Annotated in this window: 22 protein-coding genes and 1 tRNA gene; 7 read left to right on the forward strand and 16 right to left on the reverse strand. The window is 69.6% G+C overall.

What is annotated here, in order from left to right; all coding sequences use genetic code 11:
- Window positions 1-91 precede the first annotated feature (91 nt).
- From AB0H62_RS06510 to AB0H62_RS06565, 12 genes are all read right to left on the reverse strand, one after another.
- Entirely contained in the window at window positions 92-235 is a 144-nt protein-coding gene (locus AB0H62_RS06510; RefSeq protein WP_220245460.1) for a hypothetical protein, read from the reverse strand.
- Window positions 236-285: 50 nt separating this feature from the next.
- Window positions 286-435: a thiocillin family RiPP gene (locus tag AB0H62_RS06515; RefSeq protein ID WP_220245459.1), complete on the reverse strand. Its 150-nt coding sequence runs from the start codon at window positions 433-435 to the stop codon at window positions 286-288.
- Window positions 436-464: 29 nt separating this feature from the next.
- Window positions 465-614: a thiocillin family RiPP gene (locus tag AB0H62_RS06520; protein WP_220245458.1), complete on the reverse strand. Its 150-nt coding sequence runs from the start codon at window positions 612-614 to the stop codon at window positions 465-467.
- 12 nt (window positions 615-626) lie between these two features.
- Window positions 627-785, reverse strand: a complete 159-nt coding sequence (locus tag AB0H62_RS06525) for a RiPP peptide (RefSeq protein WP_360584495.1) — start codon at window positions 783-785, stop codon at window positions 627-629.
- A gap of 41 nt (window positions 786-826) precedes the next feature.
- Entirely contained in the window at window positions 827-970 is a 144-nt protein-coding gene (locus AB0H62_RS06530; protein ID WP_220245456.1) for a thiocillin family RiPP, read from the reverse strand.
- Between the two features lie 41 nt (window positions 971-1,011).
- On the reverse strand, window positions 1,012-1,152 hold the full coding sequence (locus AB0H62_RS06535) for a hypothetical protein (protein ID WP_220245455.1): 141 nt from the start codon (window positions 1,150-1,152) through the stop codon (window positions 1,012-1,014).
- A gap of 296 nt (window positions 1,153-1,448) precedes the next feature.
- Window positions 1,449-2,606: an amidohydrolase gene (locus AB0H62_RS06540; protein WP_360584497.1), complete on the reverse strand. Its 1,158-nt coding sequence runs from the start codon at window positions 2,604-2,606 to the stop codon at window positions 1,449-1,451.
- Window positions 2,597-3,205, reverse strand: a complete 609-nt coding sequence (locus AB0H62_RS06545) for a response regulator transcription factor (RefSeq protein ID WP_360584499.1) — start codon at window positions 3,203-3,205, stop codon at window positions 2,597-2,599. Before AB0H62_RS06545 ends, AB0H62_RS06540 begins: the two co-directional genes overlap by 10 nt.
- Complete coding sequence (locus AB0H62_RS06550; RefSeq protein WP_360584501.1) at window positions 3,202-4,323, reverse strand: histidine kinase; 1,122 nt, start codon at window positions 4,321-4,323, stop codon at window positions 3,202-3,204. Before AB0H62_RS06550 ends, AB0H62_RS06545 begins: the two co-directional genes overlap by 4 nt.
- Window positions 4,324-4,335: 12 nt before the next feature.
- On the reverse strand, window positions 4,336-5,193 hold the full coding sequence (locus AB0H62_RS06555) for an ABC transporter permease (protein WP_220245451.1): 858 nt from the start codon (window positions 5,191-5,193) through the stop codon (window positions 4,336-4,338).
- Window positions 5,193-6,110, reverse strand: a complete 918-nt coding sequence (locus tag AB0H62_RS06560) for an ABC transporter ATP-binding protein (RefSeq protein WP_360584503.1) — start codon at window positions 6,108-6,110, stop codon at window positions 5,193-5,195. Before AB0H62_RS06560 ends, AB0H62_RS06555 begins: the two co-directional genes overlap by 1 nt.
- A 253-nt stretch (window positions 6,111-6,363) precedes the next feature.
- Window positions 6,364-6,446: transfer RNA gene (locus AB0H62_RS06565), tRNA-Leu, on the reverse strand.
- A gap of 130 nt (window positions 6,447-6,576) precedes the next feature.
- Between AB0H62_RS06565 and AB0H62_RS06570 the strand changes: the two genes are divergently transcribed.
- The 7 genes from AB0H62_RS06570 to pknB all read left to right on the forward strand — a co-directional run bounded on the left by AB0H62_RS06570 (window position 6,577) and on the right by pknB (window position 16,084).
- Complete coding sequence (locus AB0H62_RS06570; RefSeq protein ID WP_220245449.1) at window positions 6,577-7,863, forward strand: DUF3662 and FHA domain-containing protein; 1,287 nt, start codon at window positions 6,577-6,579, stop codon at window positions 7,861-7,863.
- A 101-nt stretch (window positions 7,864-7,964) separates the two neighbouring features.
- A complete protein-coding gene (locus tag AB0H62_RS06575) occupies window positions 7,965-8,426 on the forward strand; it encodes an FHA domain-containing protein (protein WP_037718919.1) in 462 nt (153 codons plus the stop codon).
- The gene (locus AB0H62_RS06580; RefSeq protein ID WP_220245448.1) at window positions 8,423-9,826 is read left to right on the forward strand and encodes a PP2C family serine/threonine-protein phosphatase; all 1,404 of its coding nucleotides are present in this window, start codon (window positions 8,423-8,425) and stop codon (window positions 9,824-9,826) included. Before AB0H62_RS06575 ends, AB0H62_RS06580 begins: the two co-directional genes overlap by 4 nt.
- Window positions 9,826-11,319, forward strand: coding sequence for an FtsW/RodA/SpoVE family cell cycle protein (locus AB0H62_RS06585; RefSeq protein ID WP_220245447.1), 1,494 nt, complete (start codon window positions 9,826-9,828; stop codon window positions 11,317-11,319). Before AB0H62_RS06580 ends, AB0H62_RS06585 begins: the two co-directional genes overlap by 1 nt.
- Window positions 11,316-12,779, forward strand: coding sequence for a penicillin-binding transpeptidase domain-containing protein (locus AB0H62_RS06590; protein WP_220245446.1), 1,464 nt, complete (start codon window positions 11,316-11,318; stop codon window positions 12,777-12,779). The genes AB0H62_RS06585 and AB0H62_RS06590 overlap by 4 nt, the downstream gene beginning before the upstream one ends.
- 3 nt (window positions 12,780-12,782) lie before the next feature.
- Window positions 12,783-14,093, forward strand: coding sequence for a serine/threonine-protein kinase (locus tag AB0H62_RS06595; RefSeq protein WP_220245445.1), 1,311 nt, complete (start codon window positions 12,783-12,785; stop codon window positions 14,091-14,093).
- Window positions 14,090-16,084: a Stk1 family PASTA domain-containing Ser/Thr kinase gene (gene pknB, locus AB0H62_RS06600; protein WP_360584507.1), complete on the forward strand. Its 1,995-nt coding sequence runs from the start codon at window positions 14,090-14,092 to the stop codon at window positions 16,082-16,084. The genes AB0H62_RS06595 and pknB overlap by 4 nt, the downstream gene beginning before the upstream one ends.
- A 69-nt stretch (window positions 16,085-16,153) precedes the next feature.
- Here pknB and AB0H62_RS06605 read toward each other — a convergent pair whose 3' ends face one another.
- The 4 genes from AB0H62_RS06605 to AB0H62_RS06620 all read right to left on the reverse strand — a co-directional run bounded on the left by AB0H62_RS06605 (window position 16,154) and on the right by AB0H62_RS06620 (window position 18,969).
- Window positions 16,154-16,504 (reverse strand): hypothetical protein, encoded by a 351-nt coding sequence (locus AB0H62_RS06605; protein WP_220245443.1) that lies wholly within the window; start codon window positions 16,502-16,504, stop codon window positions 16,154-16,156.
- A gap of 382 nt (window positions 16,505-16,886) precedes the next feature.
- Window positions 16,887-17,531, reverse strand: coding sequence for a hypothetical protein (locus AB0H62_RS06610; RefSeq protein ID WP_220245442.1), 645 nt, complete (start codon window positions 17,529-17,531; stop codon window positions 16,887-16,889).
- On the reverse strand, window positions 17,519-18,316 hold the full coding sequence (locus tag AB0H62_RS06615) for an ABC transporter ATP-binding protein (protein ID WP_220247272.1): 798 nt from the start codon (window positions 18,314-18,316) through the stop codon (window positions 17,519-17,521). The genes AB0H62_RS06610 and AB0H62_RS06615 overlap by 13 nt, the downstream gene beginning before the upstream one ends.
- 8 nt (window positions 18,317-18,324) lie before the next feature.
- The gene (locus AB0H62_RS06620) at window positions 18,325-18,969 is read right to left on the reverse strand and encodes an aminodeoxychorismate/anthranilate synthase component II (RefSeq protein ID WP_220245441.1); all 645 of its coding nucleotides are present in this window, start codon (window positions 18,967-18,969) and stop codon (window positions 18,325-18,327) included.
- Between the last annotated feature and the right edge of the window lie 11 nt (window positions 18,970-18,980).

Raw genomic sequence — 18,980 nt, forward strand, 5'->3', positions numbered from 1 at the left:
CCCGCACCGCGTGGTCGCCGCTCATTCATGAATCATTTTTCGACGGCGACCACGCGGTGTGGGTGGAATAGCTGACCTAACACACCTGGGATCAGGTGGCGCAGCCGTAGGTGCCGAAGCACACCGGGCAGCCGATGCTGCCCGCCGTTCCGAAGCAGTTGCCGGCACCGGCCTCGGCGAGCTCCTCGATCACGAGCTCCTCGACCTGTGGGGCCTGCGTGGTAACGTTCTCCATGACAACCTCCCTTCAGAGGTTCGTTTCGCCGCGGATGTCCTGGGGGATTGTCAGCTCGAGCTCGCGGTGCCGACCGTGCCCGCCGAGCTCGGGCACCCCGCGGTGCCCACGCTGCCGAGGCAGAAGCTGCCGGCCTGCGCGTCGGAAAGCTGCTCGATGGTGAGCTCGGTCGTGGCCGGCTCGAAGATTTCCTCGTTCATTTCTTTTCCTCCCTGCTCAGTTCAGTGCGTCAGTGCGAGCTGACGGTGCCGTAGCTGCCGGCGCTGGAGGGGCAGCCGAACGTGCCGGCCGACCCGACGCACCAGCCGGCGCCGGTGGCGTCGGACAGCTCTTCGACGGTCAGTTCCTCGGTGAAGTCCTGCGTTTCCTGCGTTTCCATGACCGTTTCCTCTCAGGACCAGCTGAAGGCGGTGCCGATGCACGCCGGGCAGGTGGTGGAGCTGATGGTGCCGCCGGTGTTGGTGGTACCGGCGCCGGCGACCGCGCCGAGCTCCTCCACCGTGATGTCGTCGGCGAACGCCTGCTCGACCTGGTTGTCGAACTCGTTCATCTCGATCTCCTCGGGTTTGTGGATCAGTGGTGTGGGACTGCTCAGCCGAAGCTGGACGCCGTGCCGGCGCTGGACGGGCAGCCCGCGCTGCCGATGCAGAAGGCGGTGCCGGCCGCGGTGGTTTCCACCAGCTCCTCGACCTGCAGCTCCTCCACCGCGTCCACGGCGGTCGTGTTTTCCTGCATTCCCTTCACCTCCCTTCAGAGGTGTAGAAAGCGAATGGAATTCACGCCTTGGGTTTGCAGGTGACAGTGCCCTGATTCCAGCCGTTGAAGCTGTACCGATACCGGTATTCCCCGCCGTCGACACCGACGTAATCCCATTTCGCCAGCTCGAAGCCGACGTACGCGTACTGCGTGCTGGGCACGCATCTCAGGGGCGCCGGGACACTGGCTTCAGCAGCGGAAATACCAGATAAAACGGACACAACTACGATAGCGGCAACCATGACAGTTCTCATCACGCAAGCCCCCCCAGGCTTTTGATTCCCCAGTTTTGTGCAATTCGCGCTGAGCGATTCGCACGGCTGTGACGCTAAACCCAATCCGGCCGTAGGTGGAGTAAAAATCACCGATGTCACCCAGGTGGAGTAGTTAGCTGACAGCTATCTTAGGCTTCTCCTAGGGTTCCCTTAAGGTAGATCAACTATGGGTGCCGGAGCGACTACTCCTCGGCTACAGCGAGTACCGCCCGCGCGGCGAGGACAAGAGCCCGCCACCCGTCCGTGAGCGCCGCCGGCTCCGGAGCGAAGTCAGGTGAGTGGTTGGTGCCGCGGGTGCCGACGCCGAGCGTCCAGTAACACAGCGGCACAGTCCCGCCGTCCGGCAGCGCGGCCAGGTGGCCGAAGTCCTCGGCCGCGGCCACGGGCGGCGTCCAGCCGACGCGGTCCGCCCCCAGCCCCGACAGGTGCGCCGCGCGCACGGCCAGCACGAGCTGCCGGTCGTTCATGGTCGCCGGCGCCGAGCGCACCGTCACGACCTCGGGCTCCAGCGGCGCGCCGGACGCAGCGGCCTCGGCCCGGCACACGCGCTCGATCGCGGCCAGCGCCCGGGCCAGCGCCCCGTCGCTCGCCGCGCGCACGCTCACCCCTAGCTCCACGCGGTCCGGGATCACGTTCGCCGCGTCGCCCGCGTGCACCGAGCCGACGGTGACCACGACCGGATCGGCCGGATTCGTCTCCCGCGCCACCACCGACTGAAGGCGCACCACGAGGTGCGCGGCCAGCACGACGGGGTCCACGGCGAGGTGCGGCACGGCCGCGTGGCCACCCCGGCCATGCACGGTGATCGCCAGCTCGGCACACGGCGCGGTGATCTGCCCCGGCGAATGGCCCACCCGACCGACCGGGCCGGGCACCGCGTGCTGCGCCAGCAACGCATCGGGCGCGCCGAACACGTCGTGCACCCCGTCGGCCACCATCGCCAGCGCGCCTTCGAGCGTCTCCTCGGCCGGCTGCCCGAGCACCACGACCCGGCCGCGCCACTCCGCGCGCGTCGCCACGAGCTCGCGAGCGGCGCCGACCACGGCGGTCAAGTGCAGGTCGTGCCCGCAGGCGTGCATGGCGGAACCGTCGGCCGCGTACGGCAACCCGGTGCGCTCGGCGAGCGGCAACGCGTCCAGCTCGGTCCGCATCGCGACCGTCGGTCCGGCGCCGTTTTCGAACGCCGCGACCACACCGTTGCCGCCGATTCCGCTACGCACGGTGAACCCCAGCGCGGTCAGCTCGCGCGCGAGCACGTCCGCCGTCCGCTTCTCCGCGCCGGCCAGCTCGGGGTGCGCGTGCAGGTCCCGGTACAGCTCCAGCAGGTCGGTCACAGCCATCCCGCTTCCTCGGCGACGCGGTACGCGGCCACGCGGTTGTCCACCTGCAGCTTCGTCAGCGCGCTCGACAGGTAGTTACGCACTGTGCCCTCGGCCAGCGACAGCCGCGCGCCGATTTCGGCGGGCCGCAGCCCCGCGCCGGACAGGCGCAGCACGTCCAGCTCCCGCTCGGTCAGCGGCGTCTCCCCGACGGCCAGCGCGTCCGCGGCGATCTCCGGGTCCACGTGCCGGCCGCCCGTGCAGACCTTGCGCACGGCGGTGATCAGGTCGTCCGGCGAGATGTTCTTGGTGACGAACCCGCGCACCCCGGCCCGCATCGCGCGGTGCAGGTAGCCGGGTTTGCCGTAGCTGGTGACCACGAGCAGCCCACAGTCCAGCCCCTCGGCACGCACGGCCTCGGCCACCTCGAGCCCGGACATCCGCGGCATGTCGATGTCCACCATGGCGCCGTCGGGGCGCTCGCGGCGGATGGCCTCCAGCGCGTCGGCGCCGTTGTCCACGGCTTCCACGACGTCGATGTCCTCGGCGAGGCTGAACACCGTGCGCAGCGATTCGCGCAGCAGGGCGTGGTCCTCGGCCAGCACGATCCGCAAGGTCATGAGCTCTTCCTCGGCAGGTCAAGGGGCACGCGGGCGGTGAGCACGAAATCGCCGTCGACCTCGCCGTGCTCCAGCGTGCCGCGCACGGCGGCCAGCCGCTCGGCCAGGCCGGTGAGGCCGTGGCCGGCCCGGGTGCCGCCGGCGTGCGGACGGTCGTTGCGGATCCGCAGGAGGACGCACGAGGGGTCCCGCGCGAACTCGACGCGGCAGTTCTCGGCGGCGCTGTGCCGCAGGATGTTGGTGCCGCCTTCGCGGATGGCCGAGCCGATCGCCTCCGCGACGGGCCCGGGCAGTCCCTCGGGCACCGGATCGGCGACCACGCGGACACCGGCGAGGCTGAGGATCGACGACGTGCCGCGCAGCTCCTCGGCCAGGCTCGGCTGACGGTAGCCGGCGATCACCTTGCGCAGCTCGGTCACGGACCCGCCGGCCAGCTCCGCGATCTGCACCAGCTGCGCGCGGGCGGCCTCGTGGTCGGTGTCGATCAGCCGCACACCCAGCTCGGCCTTCAATCGCACCACCGACAGGCCACGGCCGAGCACGTCGTGCAGGTCACGGGCGAACCGCAGCCGCTCCTCGACCACCGCCATGCGGGCCAGCTCGTCGCGGTTGGCGTGGACTTCGGCCGCGTAGGTCACGAGCAGCCCCATCCCCGCCAGCACCACGATCGTCACCAGCGACCGCAGCAGCACCTCGGCCACCGCGTACGCCGGCACCTGCATCAAGAGGGCGAGAGCGGCCGTGACGACGAGCACGACCAGCGGGAAGATCCAGCGCTTGAGCCCCGTGAGGCTGATCGCGGAGACACCGGCGACCAGGGAAGGCAGCGCCAGCCACGCCGGCCCGAAGGCCAGCAGCAGCGCGAACGCCAGGCTCGTGGCGATCGCCACGTCCACCAGGTGCTCGCCGCGGGCGGCGGAGCGGCGCACGACCGCCCAGACGATGCGTCCGGTGCCGGCCAGCACACCCGCGCCGGCCAGCACCGCGAAGAGCACGTCGAGCACTGGGGGGTGGGTGCTCAGCCACAGGAAGAACGCCTCGACGGTGAACGCGGCGGTGGTCCCGAGGATCAGCAGCGCGACGACGCGGCCCAGTGTCCCGGGGTTCCACCGGTCCACGTCTCCTCCTGCTCAGCCCGACCGCTTCGGGTCCCACTTGAAGAAGCGCTTGCCCAGGCCGAGGGAAACGCCGATCCAGGCACACAGTAGTCCCAGGGGCATAACGCACGCCCTGAACGACTCCAGGAATCCGACCTGGTGCGGCAACTGTGCCGTCGCCGGATTCGAGGCGAAGTCGCGGCCGAGATACGCGGTGCGCAGGATTTCCACGACCGAACTCGACGGCAGGTACTGCACCGGCACCTGAAGGAAGTGCGGCATTTCGGACAGCGGGAAAACGATCCCGGACGCGAACATCATGAGGAACAGGAATGGCGTCACGATCCACGTGGACACCTCGCTGGTCGGCAGCAGACCCGACACCCCGATCGCCAGCAACGCGAACGTGAACGCCCCCAGCACCACGCCGACCAGCAGCAACAGCGGGTTTGCCGGAGCCGGCGCACCCAGGTACGTCAGCCCGAAAACGAGCAGGACGACCACCTGCGCGATGCTCGTGACCGATCCGCTCATCGCTTCGCCGGTCATGATGGCGGTGTCCGGCAATGGCGTGCCGCGAAGGCGTTTGTAAATCAGTTTTCCGCGTCGGCTGGTCGCCGAGTTCACCACGTTGTAGACGATCCAGACGAGGACGAATCCCATCATCCCGGGCAGCAGGTAGACCCCGCCGTCGACGCCGGCGATGGCGCCCTTGCCGTGCTGGCTCGCCGGCAATCCGATGCCGAGCCCGAGCGGAATGAGCACACCGGTGAGCGCGAATCCGAGATCGCGCCAGTGCACCTTCTGCGACAACAGGAATTGCGACCAGGTGTAGCGCCAGAAGCCGAGTGAACGACGAGGTCCGGCGTACGCGGGGGCGATGGCGGTCATCAGCGCTCCTTCGCGGTGGTGGCGAGGGCGGCCTCGTCGGCCACCTTGAGGAAAACGTCTTCGAGCGAGTTGCGCCGGACCTCGAGGTCCGAGATCCGCGCTCCGGCGCGGCCGGCCCAGTCGAGCAGCCGGTGCAGGTCCGCCTGTGGATCTGTGCTGCTCAGCTCGTAGTGGCGGCCGTCCTCCGACACCCCCGCCAGCTCGACCGGCACCGCCACCTCACTGACGAACGTGACCGTCGACCCGTGGTCCGCGCCGATCACCTCGTCCACGGACCCGTGCCGCATGATCCGCCCGCGGTCCATGATCGCCACGCGGTTCGCGAGGTACTGCGCCTCTTCCATGTAGTGCGTGGTCAGCAGGATCGCCATGCCGCCCGCGACCATGTTCTCCAGCACGTGCCACGTCCGCCGCCGCGCCTGCGGATCCAACCCCGTCGTGGGCTCATCCAGGAACAACAACTCCGGCCGCCCCAACACCGCCAACGCCAGATCCAGCCGCCGCCGCTCCCCACCCGACAACTTCCCGACCCGCGTACCCGCGACCTTCCCCAGATCCACCAGTTCGACAGCCTCGTCCACCGTCATCGCATCCGCCGTGAACCTCCGCCACGCCCGAATGGACTCGACCACCGTCAGATCGTCGAAGAACCCCGCCTCCTGCAACATGATCCCCACCCGCGGCGCCACCTTCTCGCGCTCACTGGCCGGATCCACCCCGAACACCCGCACGCTCCCGGCGCTCGGCCTCCGGTACCCCTCCAACACATCCATCGTCGACGTCTTGCCCGCACCGTTCGTCCCCAGCAACCCGAAGACCTCACCGGCCCGCACCGTGAAACTCAACCCGTGAATCGCGACAAAGGACCCGTACTCGACCCTCAGCCCATCCACCTCGACAACCGCTTCCCTACCCATGCCCCCACCCTGGCGCCCACCCCCTCGCCACCCCCAGACGCACACCTCACCAACGCACCATGCGTTCCCCACCCCAGAAAGATGACAAACATCATTTCCCCAGCTCAGCGCTACCGCTACGGGTCTGGACCACGCTGGGTCAGCACCAACCGCACCGTGGGGGGTCCGGGTGGCTCGGCCCCCCGGGAGCAATGACGACCGACAAACGGGAGAAGCCCCGCAGTGCGCCAGCACTACGGGGCTTCGACCAAGGTGGGCGAGGAGGGAGTTGAACCCTCACGTCCTTTCGGACACACGGACCTGAACCGTGCGCGTCTGCCATTCCGCCACTCGCCCGAGTTGCTTCTCTCTGACAGCCAGTAAAGCGTAGCAGGGGGTTTTCACAGGTTTCAGCGGGGGTCGTGTCGAGGCTTCCTCTCCCGGATAGGATCGGTGCGGAAGCACACGTGCGAGGAGGTCACCCCAGGTGGGTCGGGTAGAGCGCTTCGACAGGCGTCTCGAGAACCTCGTGGGGAACACCTTCGCGCGCATGTTCGGTGGCAACGTCGTCACGCAGGAAGTGGCGGTGGCGCTCGAGCGGGAAGGCGAGGAAAACGTTCGTGAGCTGGCAGGAGGTCGGCAGCTCGCCCCGAATCACTACATCGTGTCCTTGGGGCAGGCTGACCACGATCGGATGGCCGGTGACGAGCAGCGGGTCACTGCGGTTCTCGCACAAGCTGTGGGCGAACACCTCGCCGAGCACGGCTGGGAGACCTATGGTGACGTCGTCGTATCACTCGAGCGCAACGAGGCGCTGCATACTGGACAGTTCAAGACCCGTTCGTCCGTCGATCCCGACGCCCACGCGAGTGGACCCGGTGGCTCGTCACGGTCGGCACGACCCAGCAACGCAGGAGACCCAGCAATGAGCCAGCCCCCCGGATACGGCCAATACGACCAGGGTGACCCGTACGGCCAGCAGGGCCAGTACGGCTACGGACAGCAGGGTGGCCAGCAGCCCGGGTACGACCAGGGCTATGGCCAGCAGGGCGGTTACGAGCAGCAAGGTTACGGCCAGCAGCCCGGCTACGACCAGTACGGCCAGCCCCAGCAGGGCGGCGGTGCCGCTCAGCCCGGCTACGAACAGGGTGGCCAGCAGCCCGGCTACGACCAGGGCTACCAGCAGGGTGGTTACGACCAGGGCTACGGCCAGCCCCAGCAGGGCGGCTACGACCAGTACGGCCAGCCCCAGCAGGGTGGCGCCTACGGCCAGCCCCAACAGGGCGGTTACGACCAGGGCTACGGCCAGCCCCAGCAGGGCGGCTACGACCAGTACGGCCAGCCCCAGCAGGGCGGCGGCTACGGCCAGGCGCCGGCGGCGGACCCGTACGCCCAGCAACAGCCCGGTTACGGCCAGGCCCCGGCCGACCCGTACGCCCAGCAGCAGCCCGGTTACGGCCAGCCCGCTCCCGCGGCCGGCCGCGCGCTCGCGGCGAGCCTGCAGCTGGACGACGGCTCGAACCGGACGTACTCGCTGAAGCAGGGCGGGAACGTCGTGGGCCGCGGCCAGGACGCCGACTTCCGCCTGCCCGACACGGGGGTGTCGCGCCGGCACCTGGAGATCACCTGGGACGGCCAGAGCGCCACGCTCGCCGACATCGGGTCCACCAACGGCACGACCGTGAACGGGACTCCGGTGCAGACGTGGCAGCTGGCCGACGGGGACGTCATCCGGGTGGGTCACTCTTCGTTGGTGTTCCGAACCCAGGGCTGACCAGAGGCCGGTAACGGGGTTCCCGCAGAATTGTCTTGCGGGGGGATCCGCGGTGCGCGCGCGCCGCGGCTTGCAGGCAGAGTCGGGAGCGGACACAACAAGTGCCAGAGCTGGTCGTTCAACTCACCAGAGTGGGCTTTCTCGTGCTGCTCTGGCTCTTCGTGTTCGCCGCCCTGCGGGTCGTCCGTTCTGATCTCTACGCCGCGTCCGGCCTGCGGGTGCAGGTGCCCTCGTTCCGGCGGAACAAGGAGAAGAAGCCGCGGGGCAGCAAGGCCCCGCAGCAGCTCCTGGTGACCCACGGGGCGCTGGCGGGTACCCGCATCGCGCTCGACGGCCGGCCGATCCTGATCGGCCGCGCCGACGACTCGACGCTGGTGCTCGACGACGACTACGCGTCGACCCGCCACGCCCGCATCGCCCTGCGCGGGGAGGACTGGTACGTGGAAGATCTGGGCTCGACGAACGGGACTTACCTCGACCGGGCTAAGGTCACTGCACCCCTCCGGGTCCCGCTCGGAGTCCCCATCCGGATCGGCAAGACGGTGATCGAGCTTCGCCCATGACTCTCGTCCTCCGCTACGCGGCCCGCAGCGACCGGGGCCTGGTTCGTTCGAACAACCAGGACTCTGTGTACGCCGGCCCTCGCCTCCTCGCGCTCGCCGACGGTATGGGCGGCCACGCGGCCGGTGAGGTGGCCAGCAAGGTCGTCATCGCCTCACTCGCCCCGCTCGACGACGACGAGCCGGGCGACGACCTGCTCGGTCAGCTCCGCGAGGCCGTGACCAACGGCAACGCGGCCATCGCCGAGCTCGTCTCCCAGGATCCCGATCTCGACGGCATGGGCACCACGCTCACCGCCGTGCTCTTCGCGGGCAACCGCCTGGGGCTCGCGCACGTCGGCGACTCCCGCGCGTACCTGTTGCGCGGCGGCCAGTTCGCGCAGATCACCCGCGACGACAGCTTCGTCAACGAACTGCTGGAGCAGGGCCGCATCACGGCCGAGGAGGCCGCGGTGCACCCGCAGCGTTCGCTGCTGCTCAAGGCGCTCACCGGGCACGAGGTCGAGCCGAGCCTCACCGTGCGCGAAGCGCGTCCCGGTGACCGGTACCTCATCTGTTCCGACGGTCTGTCCGGCATGGTCTCCGACGAGACGATGTCCGAGGCCATCCGCATCCCGGACCCGCAGGACTGCGCGGACCGGATGATCGAGCTCGCCCTCAAGGGCGGCGGCACGGACAACGTCACCGTGATCATCGCCGACGTGGTCGACGTCGACTTCGGTGACGACGCCCCGATCGTGGGCGGCGCCGCCGGCGACGGCAGCGACGAGCAGCACCAGGGCGACTCGCCGGCCGCGCGGGCCCGGGCGCTCACGCAGCCGCCCCCTCAGCCGCGGCCCGAGCCGCAGGCGTTCGAGGAGGACCCGAAGGCCAAGCGCCGCAAGCGGTTTCGCTGGCTCGTCGGCGCCGTCGTGGTGCTGATCGTGCTGGCCGCGGCCGCGATCGCGACCCGCTACTTCGTGCTCAGCCAGTACTACGTGGGAGAGGGTCCCGACCAGGAGGTCGTGATCTACCGCGGGGTGCCGGGCAGCATTCTCGGCATCCAGCTGCACTCCTTCGAGCAGGGCTCGTGCCCGCCGGGGACGCTGTGCACCGACAAGCTGCGCGTGCCGGCCCTGCAGGAGGACGCGCGCATCGCCGTGCAGAACGGCGTGAAGCGCGACAGCCTCGACGATGCCCGCACGTACATCGACGACTTCCTGCGCCTTCGCAAGCAGCTGACCGACTGCCCGCCGGTCACCCCCGGCACCACTTCCGGCGTACCGACGGCTCCCGGCGGTCCGCCGGCGTCGTCGAGCAGCGCTGTTCCGCCGCCTTCGAGCGGTGCGTCTTCGTCGGCGAACCAGCCTGCGGGGAGGGACTGCTCGACGTCGAGTACGGCGCCGACAGGAGGCGGTAACTGATGGGTCAGCCCCTGGCCGACCCGTTGTCGGCGCAGTTCGCCACCAATCCGCCCCGGGAGCTGCCCAAGCGCCGGGGCACCGAGCTGTTGCTGCTGGCGTTCGCCGCGTTCATCGTCACCCTCGCGCTCGTGCTCGTGGAGGCCAACCAGGAGCAGGAGCTCACGCTCTCGATCCTGTGGCTCGGCCTCTCCTACCTCGGTGTCCTGACCGCCGCGCACCTCGCCGTGCGCCGGTGGGCGCCGTACGCCGACCCGGTGCTGCTGCCGTGCGTCGCGCTGCTGAACGGCATCGGGCTGGTGATGATCCACCGGCTCGACCTGGCCGAGGCGGAGCAAGCCGCGCAGAGGGGCAGCGAGTACAGCCCCGAAGTGACCAAGCAGGTGCTGTTCACGGTCATCTCGCTGGCGCTGTTCGTGGTCGTGCTGGTCGTGGTCAACGACCACCGCACCCTCACGCGCTACGGCTACACGTTCGGTCTGATCGGCATCGCCGCGCTGGCGCTGCCCGCGGTGCTGCCGTCGAGCCTGTCCGAGGTCAACGGCGCGAAGGTCTGGCTCAAGCTGCCGTTCTTCTCGATCCAGCCCGGTGAGTTCGCGAAGATCCTGCTGATGATCTTCTTCGCGTCGTTCCTGGTGTCCAAACGCGACTTGTTCATGGTGGCGGGCAAGAAGGTCCTCGGCGTGGAGTTGCCGCGCGCCCGCGACCTGGGCCCGATCCTCATCGCGGCCGCGGCGAGCATCGGCATCCTGGTGTTCGAGAAGGACCTCGGCACGTCGCTGCTGTACTTCAGCATCATCCTGGTGATGCTCTACGTCGCGACCGAGCGCGTGATCTGGGTCGTCGTCGGGCTTACGTTCTTCGTCGGCGGCTGCATCATCGCCTACAACCTCTTCACGCACGTGCAGCAGCGCGTGGAGAACTGGCTCAACCCGCTGGGCCCGCGCTACGACGAGCTCGGCGGCTCCTACCAGCTCGCGCAGGGCCTGTTCGGCCTCGGCACGGGCGGGGTCGGCGGCACCGGCCTCGGCGCGGGCCGGCCGGACATCGTGCCCGCCGCGGGCACCGACTTCATCACCGCGTCGATCGGCGAGGAGCTGGGCTTCATCGGCCTGGCCGCCGTGCTGATGCTGTACCTGCTGATCGCGATGCGCGGCATGCGCAGCGCGCTGGCCGTGCGCGACACGTTCGGCAAGCTGCTCGGCGGCGGGCTCGCGTTCACGATGGTGATGCAGATCTTCGTGGTCGTCGGCGGCGTCACGGCGCTGATCCCGGAAACCGGTATCACGGCACCGTTCCTGTCCCAGGGTGGTTCGTCGCTGCTCGCGAACTACATCCTCGTCGCCTTGTTGCTGCGCATCTCCGACGCCGCGCGCAAGCCGGCCAAGCGCGCGAAACCGCAGCAGCCCCAGGCCCCGATCGCCGAGGCGCACACCGTGCTGGTGCAGCGCCCGCCGGCCGGCGGCAGCCCGAACGGTGACGGGAGGACCGCGTGAACACTCCCCTGCGCAAGGTCGGCATGGCGATGCTCGTGATGATCGTGCTGCTGCTCGCGAACGACACCTACATCCAGGTCGTGAAGGCCGACGACTACCGCACCGACTCGCGCAACCAGCGCGTGCTCTACGACGAGTACTCGCGCCAGCGCGGTCAGATCGTCACACCCGACGGCGTGGTGCTGGCCGGCGTGAAGGCCTCCAGCGACAAGTTCAAGTTCACGCGCACCTACACCGACGGCCCGATGTACGCGCCGGTGACCGGGTTCTACTCGATCAACTACGGCGCCGGCGGCCTCGAGCGCGCCGAGGACGACGTGCTCAACGGCTCCGACCCGCGGCTGTTCGTGCGCCGCCTCTCGGACATGGTCACCGGGCGCGACCCGCGCGGCGGCAACGTGAAGCTCACGATCGACCCGAAGGTCCAGAAGGCCGCGTACGACCTGATGACCCAGCACGGCTACACCGGCGCCGTTGTGGCGATGGAGCCGAAGACGGGCCGGATCCTCGCGATGGTGTCCACGCCGTCGTACGACCCGAACGCGCTGGCGTCGCACGGCAAGGACCAGAACACCGCCTGGACGAACTACTCCAAGGACCCGAAGAACCCGATGCTGAACCGGGCGATCTCGGAGACCTACCCGCCGGGGTCCACGTTCAAGCTGGTCACCGCGTCGGCGGCGCTCGAGGCCGGCATCGGCCCCGACACCGTGATCAACACCGCGCCCAACGTGAAGCTGCCGGGCACCAACACCACGCTCGAGAACTACGCCGGTGAGACCTGTCCCGGCAACACGTTCAAGGACGCGCTGGCGCACTCGTGCAACGTGCCGTTCGCGACGTTCGCGGGCCAGCTCGGCGCCGACAAGATGAAGGCGACGGCCGCCAACTTCGGCATCGGCCAGACCGACCTCACCGTGCCGATGAAGGTGGCCGCGTCCACCGTCGGCGCGCTCGACTCGCAGGGCGCGCTCTACCAGAGCGGCATCGGCCAGCGCGACGTTCGGCTCACGCCGCTGCAGGACTGCCTGCTCGCCGCGACCGTCGCCAACGGCGGCATGGCGATGAAGCCGGAACTCGTGCAGTCGATCCTCGCTCCGGACCTCTCGACGATCGAGGACACCGACCCGGAGCAGCTCACCGGCACGCCGGCGCTCTCGCCCTCGAACGACCAGATCCTCACGCAGATGATGATCGCGTCGGAGGGCTTCACCGCGGGCAAGGGCAAGGACCCGGCGCTGAAGATCGCGTCGAAGACCGGCACCGCCGAGCACGGCACCGACTCGAAGAACACCCCGCCGCACGCGTGGTACACCGCGTTCGCGCCCTCGGACAACCCGCAGATCGCCGTGTCGGTCATCGTCGAGAACGGTGGCAACCGCGGGCTCGCCGCGACCGGTGGCTCCGTCGCCGCCGAGATCGGCCGCGCCGCCATCGCCGCGCGTCTCGGGGGTGGGTAGCCGATGCTGTCCTCGGGTCAGCTGCTGGCCGAGCGCTACAAGCTGACGAACCGGATCGCCGTCGGCGGGATGGGCGAGGTCTGGCAGGCGAGCGACACCCGGCTCGACCGGGTCGTCGCGGTGAAGGTGCTGAAGGCCGAGCTCTCCGGCGACGCCGAGTTCCTGCACCGGTTCCGGACCGAGGCGCGGATGACGGCGTCGCTCAACCACGCCGGGATCGCGGCGGTGCACGACTACGGCGAGACGTTCGCCGGAACCGAGGGTGGCAAAGAAGAAGACGCGCTGCCCATCGCGTACCTGGTCATGGAGTTCGTGGAGGGCGACCCGCTCGCGGGCATCCTCGCCAAGCACGGGCGGCTCTCGGCCGACTACACGCTCGACCTGCTGGAGCAGGCGGGCACCGCGCTGCAGGCCGCGCACGAGCAGGGCCTGGTGCACCGCGACGTGAAGCCGGGCAACATCCTCGTGACGCCGGCCGGCCAGGTGAAGATCACCGACTTCGGCGTGGCCAAGGCCGCGCACGCCGCCCCGGTCACGCGGTCGGGCATGGTCATGGGCACGGCCCACTACATCGCTCCCGAGCAGGCGCTGGGCCACGACGCCGAGCCGGCCAGCGACGTCTACTCGCTCGCCGTGTGCGGCTACGAATGCCTCTCGGGCCACCGGCCGTTCCTCTCGGAGAACGCGGTGAGCGTCGCCATGATGCACATCCGCGACCTGCCGCCGCCACTGCCGCCCGACGTGCCCCCGGGTGCGCGCGCGGTCATCGAGGCCACGCTGGTCAAGGACCCCCGGCAGCGCTACGCGAGCGGTGGCGAGTTCGCCGCCGCCGTCGCGGCCGTCCGCGCCGGGCACCCCCTGCCGACGCCGCTCGGCCTGGTCAACGCCGCCTACGCGGCGGGCCAGGTCCCGCCGTCGCCGCCCCCCGGGATGCCGCAGGCCGGCGAGCTCCCCCACGTGCCCATCGGTCCTGGTTCCAACCCCGGGTTCCCGCCGCTGTCGCCGGGTTCGGTGCACCCCGGGCACCCGCCCGTGCCGCGGCGGAAGAGCCAGTGGGGCTGGTGGGTGCTGCTCGCGGTGATCGTGGTCGCCGTGATCGTGGCAGCGGCGTTCGTCATAGCCAAAGTGGTGGGCACCGGCAACGGACAGACACCGAGAAGCGTGGACACAGGCAGACCGGCGCCGATCGAGCCGACCAGCCGCGCAGAAGGACCGACCGCAGGCGGACCCGCCGAACCGGGTGCGAGCGAGAAGCAGGGCCTGCAAGGCATCATGACCACACCTTGGACTGAATGGAACGGCACACAGAGATGAGCACACCCAGACTGCTCTCCAATCGGTACGAGCTGGGCGAGACGCTCGGCTACGGAGGCATGTCCGAGGTCCATCACGGACTCGACGTGCGTCTCGGCCGGGAAGTCGCGATCAAGGTCCTGCGTGCTGACCTCGCCCGCGATCCCCAGTTCCAGGAACGCTTCCGCCGCGAGGCGCAGAACGCGGCCGCTCTCAACCACCCCGCGATCGTGGCGGTCTACGACACCGGTGAGGCCAACACCGATTTCGGGAACCTGCCTTACATCGTCATGGAGTACGTCGAGGGCCGGACGCTTCGCGACATCGTGAAGACCGAGGGCCCGATGTCGCAGAAGCGGGCCATGGAGGTCATGGCCGACGTCTGCGCGGCGCTGGACTTCTCCCACCGCCACGGCATCGTGCACCGCGACGTGAAGCCCGCCAACGTGATGATCACGAAGAACGGCGCCGTCAAGGTGATGGACTTCGGCATCGCCCGCGCGATGCACGACGGCCAGTCGGCGATGACGCAGACGGCCGCCGTGATCGGCACCGCGCAGTACCTCTCACCGGAGCAGGCGCGCGGTGAAGCCGTCGATGCGCGTTCCGACGTGTACGCGGCCGGCTGCGTGCTCTACGAGCTCATCACCGGGGAGCCCCCTTTCACGGGTGATTCGCCGGTGGCCGTGGCGTACCAGCACGTGCGGGAGGACCCGAACCCGCCGTCGTCGGTGAACCCGGCGGTGACGCCGGAGCTCGACGCCGTGGTGCTCAAGGCGCTGGCGAAAGGCCCGGCCAACCGGTACCAGTCGGCCGCCGAGATGCGCTCGGACCTCGTGCGCACGCTCTCGGGCCAGCGCCCGTCCGCTCCGATGGTGATGTCGGAGGACGAGCGCACCCAGGTGATGAACCAGGACCGCCGGCAGCCCCAGCGGTACGAGGAGTACGCCGAGGAGCCGGACGAGGACCCGCGTGCCAAGCGCCGCAACCGCACGATCCTGGCGGTCGTCGCCGCGCTGCTCGTGGCCGGCGTGATCCTGCTGATCATGTGGCTCAACGGGGCATTCCGTTCCGAGGCGACCACCGCGACGATTCCGGACGTGATGGGCCACCAGGCGAGTGTCGCGAAGTCGGAGCTGCAAACGGCGGGCTTCTCGTCGTTCGCCCCGAACAAGAGCGTGATCTGCGGCGCTGCGGACCCGAGCACCAACCCCAAGAGCATCACCTGCGGCGACGACTCGATCGACAAGGTCGTCGGCATCGACCCGGGCCAGGGCCAGAACGTCGCGACGACCACGCAGATCCAGCTGTACGTGGGCGCGCGGCCGAATTCGTCCCAGGTGCCGGACCTGACCGGAAAGACGGCGGACCAGGCCGGCCAGCTGCTGACGGACGCCAAGCTGAAGCTGGGCAACACCACGAACGAGAACGTCGACAACCAGGACGACGTCGGCAAGGTCATCCGACAGGACCCGACGCCCAACTCGAGCGCGCCGCAGGGCTCGGCGGTGAACATCGTCGTGGGTGGCAGCGTGAACCTCAAGTCGGTGCCGGACACGACCGGCAAGGACTACAGCGCCGCGAAGAGCCAGCTCGAGGGTCTCGGCTTCACGGTGAAGAAGGTCGACGTGGACTCGAACGACCCGAAGAACCAGGTCGTCAACCAGCAGCCGAACGGCGGGTCCGTCGCTCCGGGCTCGACGATCACGCTGTCGGTCTCCAAGGGCCCGCAGAGCTTCACGATGCCGGACCTGACAGGGCAGACCGAGGACCAGGCGACGAATACGCTGCAGCAGATGGGCTGGTCGGGCAAGATCACCGTCCAGACGGTGCGTTTCGGCACCGTCCCGCCCAACACGGTCGTGCGCACCAGCCCGGATGCGGGCACAACGATTTCGCCGACGCAGAACATCACGCTGACGATCTTCGAGGTGGACGACGGTGGCACGCCGTCGACGTCGGGCAGCCCCGGCGGCGGCGGTGGTATCGGCCTCCCGCCCGGACACAATTGATCACCCGCTGAAACGCGACAGGGCCCGCACGGTTTTCCGTGCGGGCCCTGTGCTTTCCCGGGAAGTTTCTCAGTCCTGGTCGAGAAAGCCGCGGACGCTCGCGAGCACCGCGTCGACGTCGCTGCCCGAACCGCAGTCGACGTCCAGCTCTTCCACGGCGCCGGACCGCTTCAGCTTGAGCAGCACGCGTTCGTCGCCGCGGCCCTTGCGCAGCCAGCCGAACAGCGAGCGGCACAGCGTGCCCACGGAGCGGCTGCTCACCATCACGACCACGGCGTCACCCGCCACGTCGTCCGACACGGGTCTCTCGGCCAGCCGGACGCGGTCGCGGAGCTCGTCCTCTGAACGCAGCCAGGAGGCGAGCTGGTGCAGCTCGTCACCCGAGCCGGCCACGGTGATCGCGGCGATCCCAGCCGTCACGACTCTCCCCTCACGGGTGAACAGACGGCGCGAGGGTAACCGACGCGCTGACGCGGAGGAAGACCGCCTTCCTGTATTGCTTACTGCAATTTGCATCTGACTCAGTGCGATCGCTCCGGCCGGGCACCGGCATCCGCCGTCGGCACGGGCGCGTCGTGCAGCCGACGAATGCCGGTGGACCGGTAGACCCACCCGCGGCGCCGGAGCGTTTCCCGACGCCGCGGGCTCTCTCCGCAGCAGTTTTTTGCTGCTGGCCGGTGCCACCCGCGTGGGTGAAGGCAAGACATTAGCGTGCCCGGGGTGATCTCCGGAAGATCCGAACAAGAAATTGCTTTGTGCAATTTGCAGATTTATCTCGGAGCACGCGTCAATCGCTCCGAGCTCAGGCCCGCCGGCCCGCCAGCCACCCGACGACGCCGGCGCTGGCGCCCAGCGCGACCACCGACGTGGCCACGGCGAGGACGAGCGCGCCGCTGTAGGGCGCGCCGTTGGTCAGCGCCGTGATCAGCGGGTGGACCAATGGCACCCACTTGCCCAGCAGGACCAGGCCGAGCACGAGCACGGCCGCGAGCACCGTCCAGCCGATGCGCCCGACGAGCAGGCGCGAGCACGGCAGGCCGATCGCGATCCCGAGCAGCCCGCTCGCCAGGAGGGCCAGCAGGCCGACGCCGAACGCATCCCAGTGCAGCTGCCACGTCCTGATCGCCGACCACACGAGCGTGATCACGGTCAGCATCACCAGGCAGCCGAACACGGCAAGCACCGCGCCGCCGATGGTGCGCAGGCGGCTGCGTGCGTGGCTGAGCGTGACGAGCCGCTGCACCGGATCTTCGATGTCGAGCACCGCGATCGTGAGCCAGCAGCCGAGGACGACCAGCGCGCCGCTGCTCACGCCGTAGAGCGGCAGCACCGGCGAATGCGGGTCGGAGTAGAGGATCACCGACAGCGCGAGGTAGGCCAGAAACGCCGGCAGGTAGCGCTGCGAATGGCCCAGCAGCGCGAGGTAGTAGCGGCTCACGGCGAGCACGGCGCCACCTCCCGCACGGACCAGCCGCCCGACAGCGCGCGCAGGAGGACCGCGTCGGCGCTCGTCGCGTCCACGGTCAGGACCACGTGCGGACCCTCGGCGATCGCGTGGCGCACGCCGGGTTCGGCGGTCCAGTCGGTGCCGGTGCCCGCGAGCACGATCCGCGTGGCGGGTTCGGTCACCCCGTCGACAGCCGGGAGCCGGCCGCCTTCGATGCGGTAGACGGCGTCGGCGTTCTCGCGCACGACGGCCGGCCGGTGGTCGGTGAACACCACGCTCGCGCCGCGCGCCCGCGTCTCGGCCACCAGCTCGCCGAGCACCGCGTGGGTGCCGACGTCGAGACCCGACCAGGGTTCATCGAGGATCAGCAGGTCGGGCCGCGGCAGTACGGCCTGCGCGAGGCCGACCTTCTGCGCGTTGCCTTTCGAGAGCGTGCGCAGCTGCGCGTCGGGCCCGCCGACCAGTGCGAGCCGCTCCAGCAGCGGGTCGATCGTCGACAAGTCGGCAAGTCCGCGCATGCGCGCCATGTGCCGCAGGTACGACTTCGCGCTCAGCCGCTGCCCGCCGGGGAACCGGTCGGGCAGGTACCCGATCGACGGCGTGCCCTCGACCGTGCCGAGACTCGCGCGCGAAACGCCCGCCAGGATCCGCAGCAGCGTGGACTTCCCGGAGCCGTTGGCCCCGAGGATCCCGACCACGCACGCGGCGGGCACGGTCAGGTCGACGCCGTCGAGCACCAGCTCGCCGCCGCCGTACCGCTTACCGACCCCCACGAGCCGGATCAGCGGGATGGTCACGCAGCGGCGGCCTTCTGCAGCGCCTTCGTGGCGCGTTCCAGCTCGTCGACCTTCTTCGGGTCGACCGGGTGGCCGGTCGAGGCCAGCCACGTGGCCAGCATCCGGTGCCCGCCTTCGGTGAGCACGGACTCGGGGTGGAACTGCACGCCCTCCAACGGCAGCTCGCGGTGACGCATGCCCATGACCACACCTGATTCGGTGTGGCCGGTGACCTCGAAGATCTCGTCGCGGATCGTCTCGGGCAGCACGGTCAGCGAGTGGTAGCGGGTGGCGGTGAACCCGTCGGGCAGGCCGGCGAGCACGCCCTTGCCCTCGTGGCGGACCTGGCTCGTCTTGCCGTGCAGCAGCTCGGGCGCGCGGTCCACCGTCGCGCCGAAGTGCACGCCGAGGGCCTGGTGGCCGAGGCAGACGCCCAGCATCGGCGTGCGCGTCTCGGCACACTTCGCGATGACCTCGATGCTCTGGCCGGCGCGCTCGGGCGTGCCCGGGCCGGGCGAGACGAGCACGGCGTCGAACTCGGGCACCCGCTCGAGGTCGACCACGTCGTTGCGCCACACCGTGCACTCGGCGCCGAGCTGCGCCAGGTACTGCACCAGGTTGTAGACGAAGCTGTCGTAGTTGTCGACGACGAGTACGCGCATGCGGCCACCTT

The organism is Amycolatopsis sp. NPDC050768 (assembly GCF_040654155.1).
GTDB lineage: Bacteria > Actinomycetota > Actinomycetes > Mycobacteriales > Pseudonocardiaceae > Amycolatopsis.

Coding starts and splice junctions, on each gene's coding strand:
- AB0H62_RS06510 (WP_220245460.1), bottom strand. CDS start 235: ATGGAGAACGTTACCACGCAGGCCCCACAGGTCGAGGAGCTCGTGATC.
- AB0H62_RS06515 (WP_220245459.1), bottom strand. CDS start 435: ATGAACGAGGAAATCTTCGAGCCGGCCACGACCGAGCTCACCATCGAG.
- AB0H62_RS06520 (WP_220245458.1), bottom strand. CDS start 614: ATGGAAACGCAGGAAACGCAGGACTTCACCGAGGAACTGACCGTCGAA.
- AB0H62_RS06525 (WP_360584495.1), bottom strand. CDS start 785: ATGAACGAGTTCGACAACCAGGTCGAGCAGGCGTTCGCCGACGACATC.
- AB0H62_RS06530 (WP_220245456.1), bottom strand. CDS start 970: ATGCAGGAAAACACGACCGCCGTGGACGCGGTGGAGGAGCTGCAGGTC.
- AB0H62_RS06540 (WP_360584497.1), bottom strand. CDS start 2,606: ATGGCTGTGACCGACCTGCTGGAGCTGTACCGGGACCTGCACGCGCAC.
- AB0H62_RS06545 (WP_360584499.1), bottom strand. CDS start 3,205: ATGACCTTGCGGATCGTGCTGGCCGAGGACCACGCCCTGCTGCGCGAA.
- AB0H62_RS06555 (WP_220245451.1), bottom strand. CDS start 5,193: ATGACCGCCATCGCCCCCGCGTACGCCGGACCTCGTCGTTCACTCGGC.
- AB0H62_RS06560 (WP_360584503.1), bottom strand. CDS start 6,110: ATGGGTAGGGAAGCGGTTGTCGAGGTGGATGGGCTGAGGGTCGAGTAC.
- AB0H62_RS06580 (WP_220245448.1), top strand. CDS start 8,423: ATGACTCTCGTCCTCCGCTACGCGGCCCGCAGCGACCGGGGCCTGGTT.
- AB0H62_RS06585 (WP_220245447.1), top strand. CDS start 9,826: ATGGGTCAGCCCCTGGCCGACCCGTTGTCGGCGCAGTTCGCCACCAAT.
- AB0H62_RS06595 (WP_220245445.1), top strand. CDS start 12,783: ATGCTGTCCTCGGGTCAGCTGCTGGCCGAGCGCTACAAGCTGACGAAC.
- pknB (WP_360584507.1), top strand. CDS start 14,090: ATGAGCACACCCAGACTGCTCTCCAATCGGTACGAGCTGGGCGAGACG.
- AB0H62_RS06620 (WP_220245441.1), bottom strand. CDS start 18,969: ATGCGCGTACTCGTCGTCGACAACTACGACAGCTTCGTCTACAACCTG.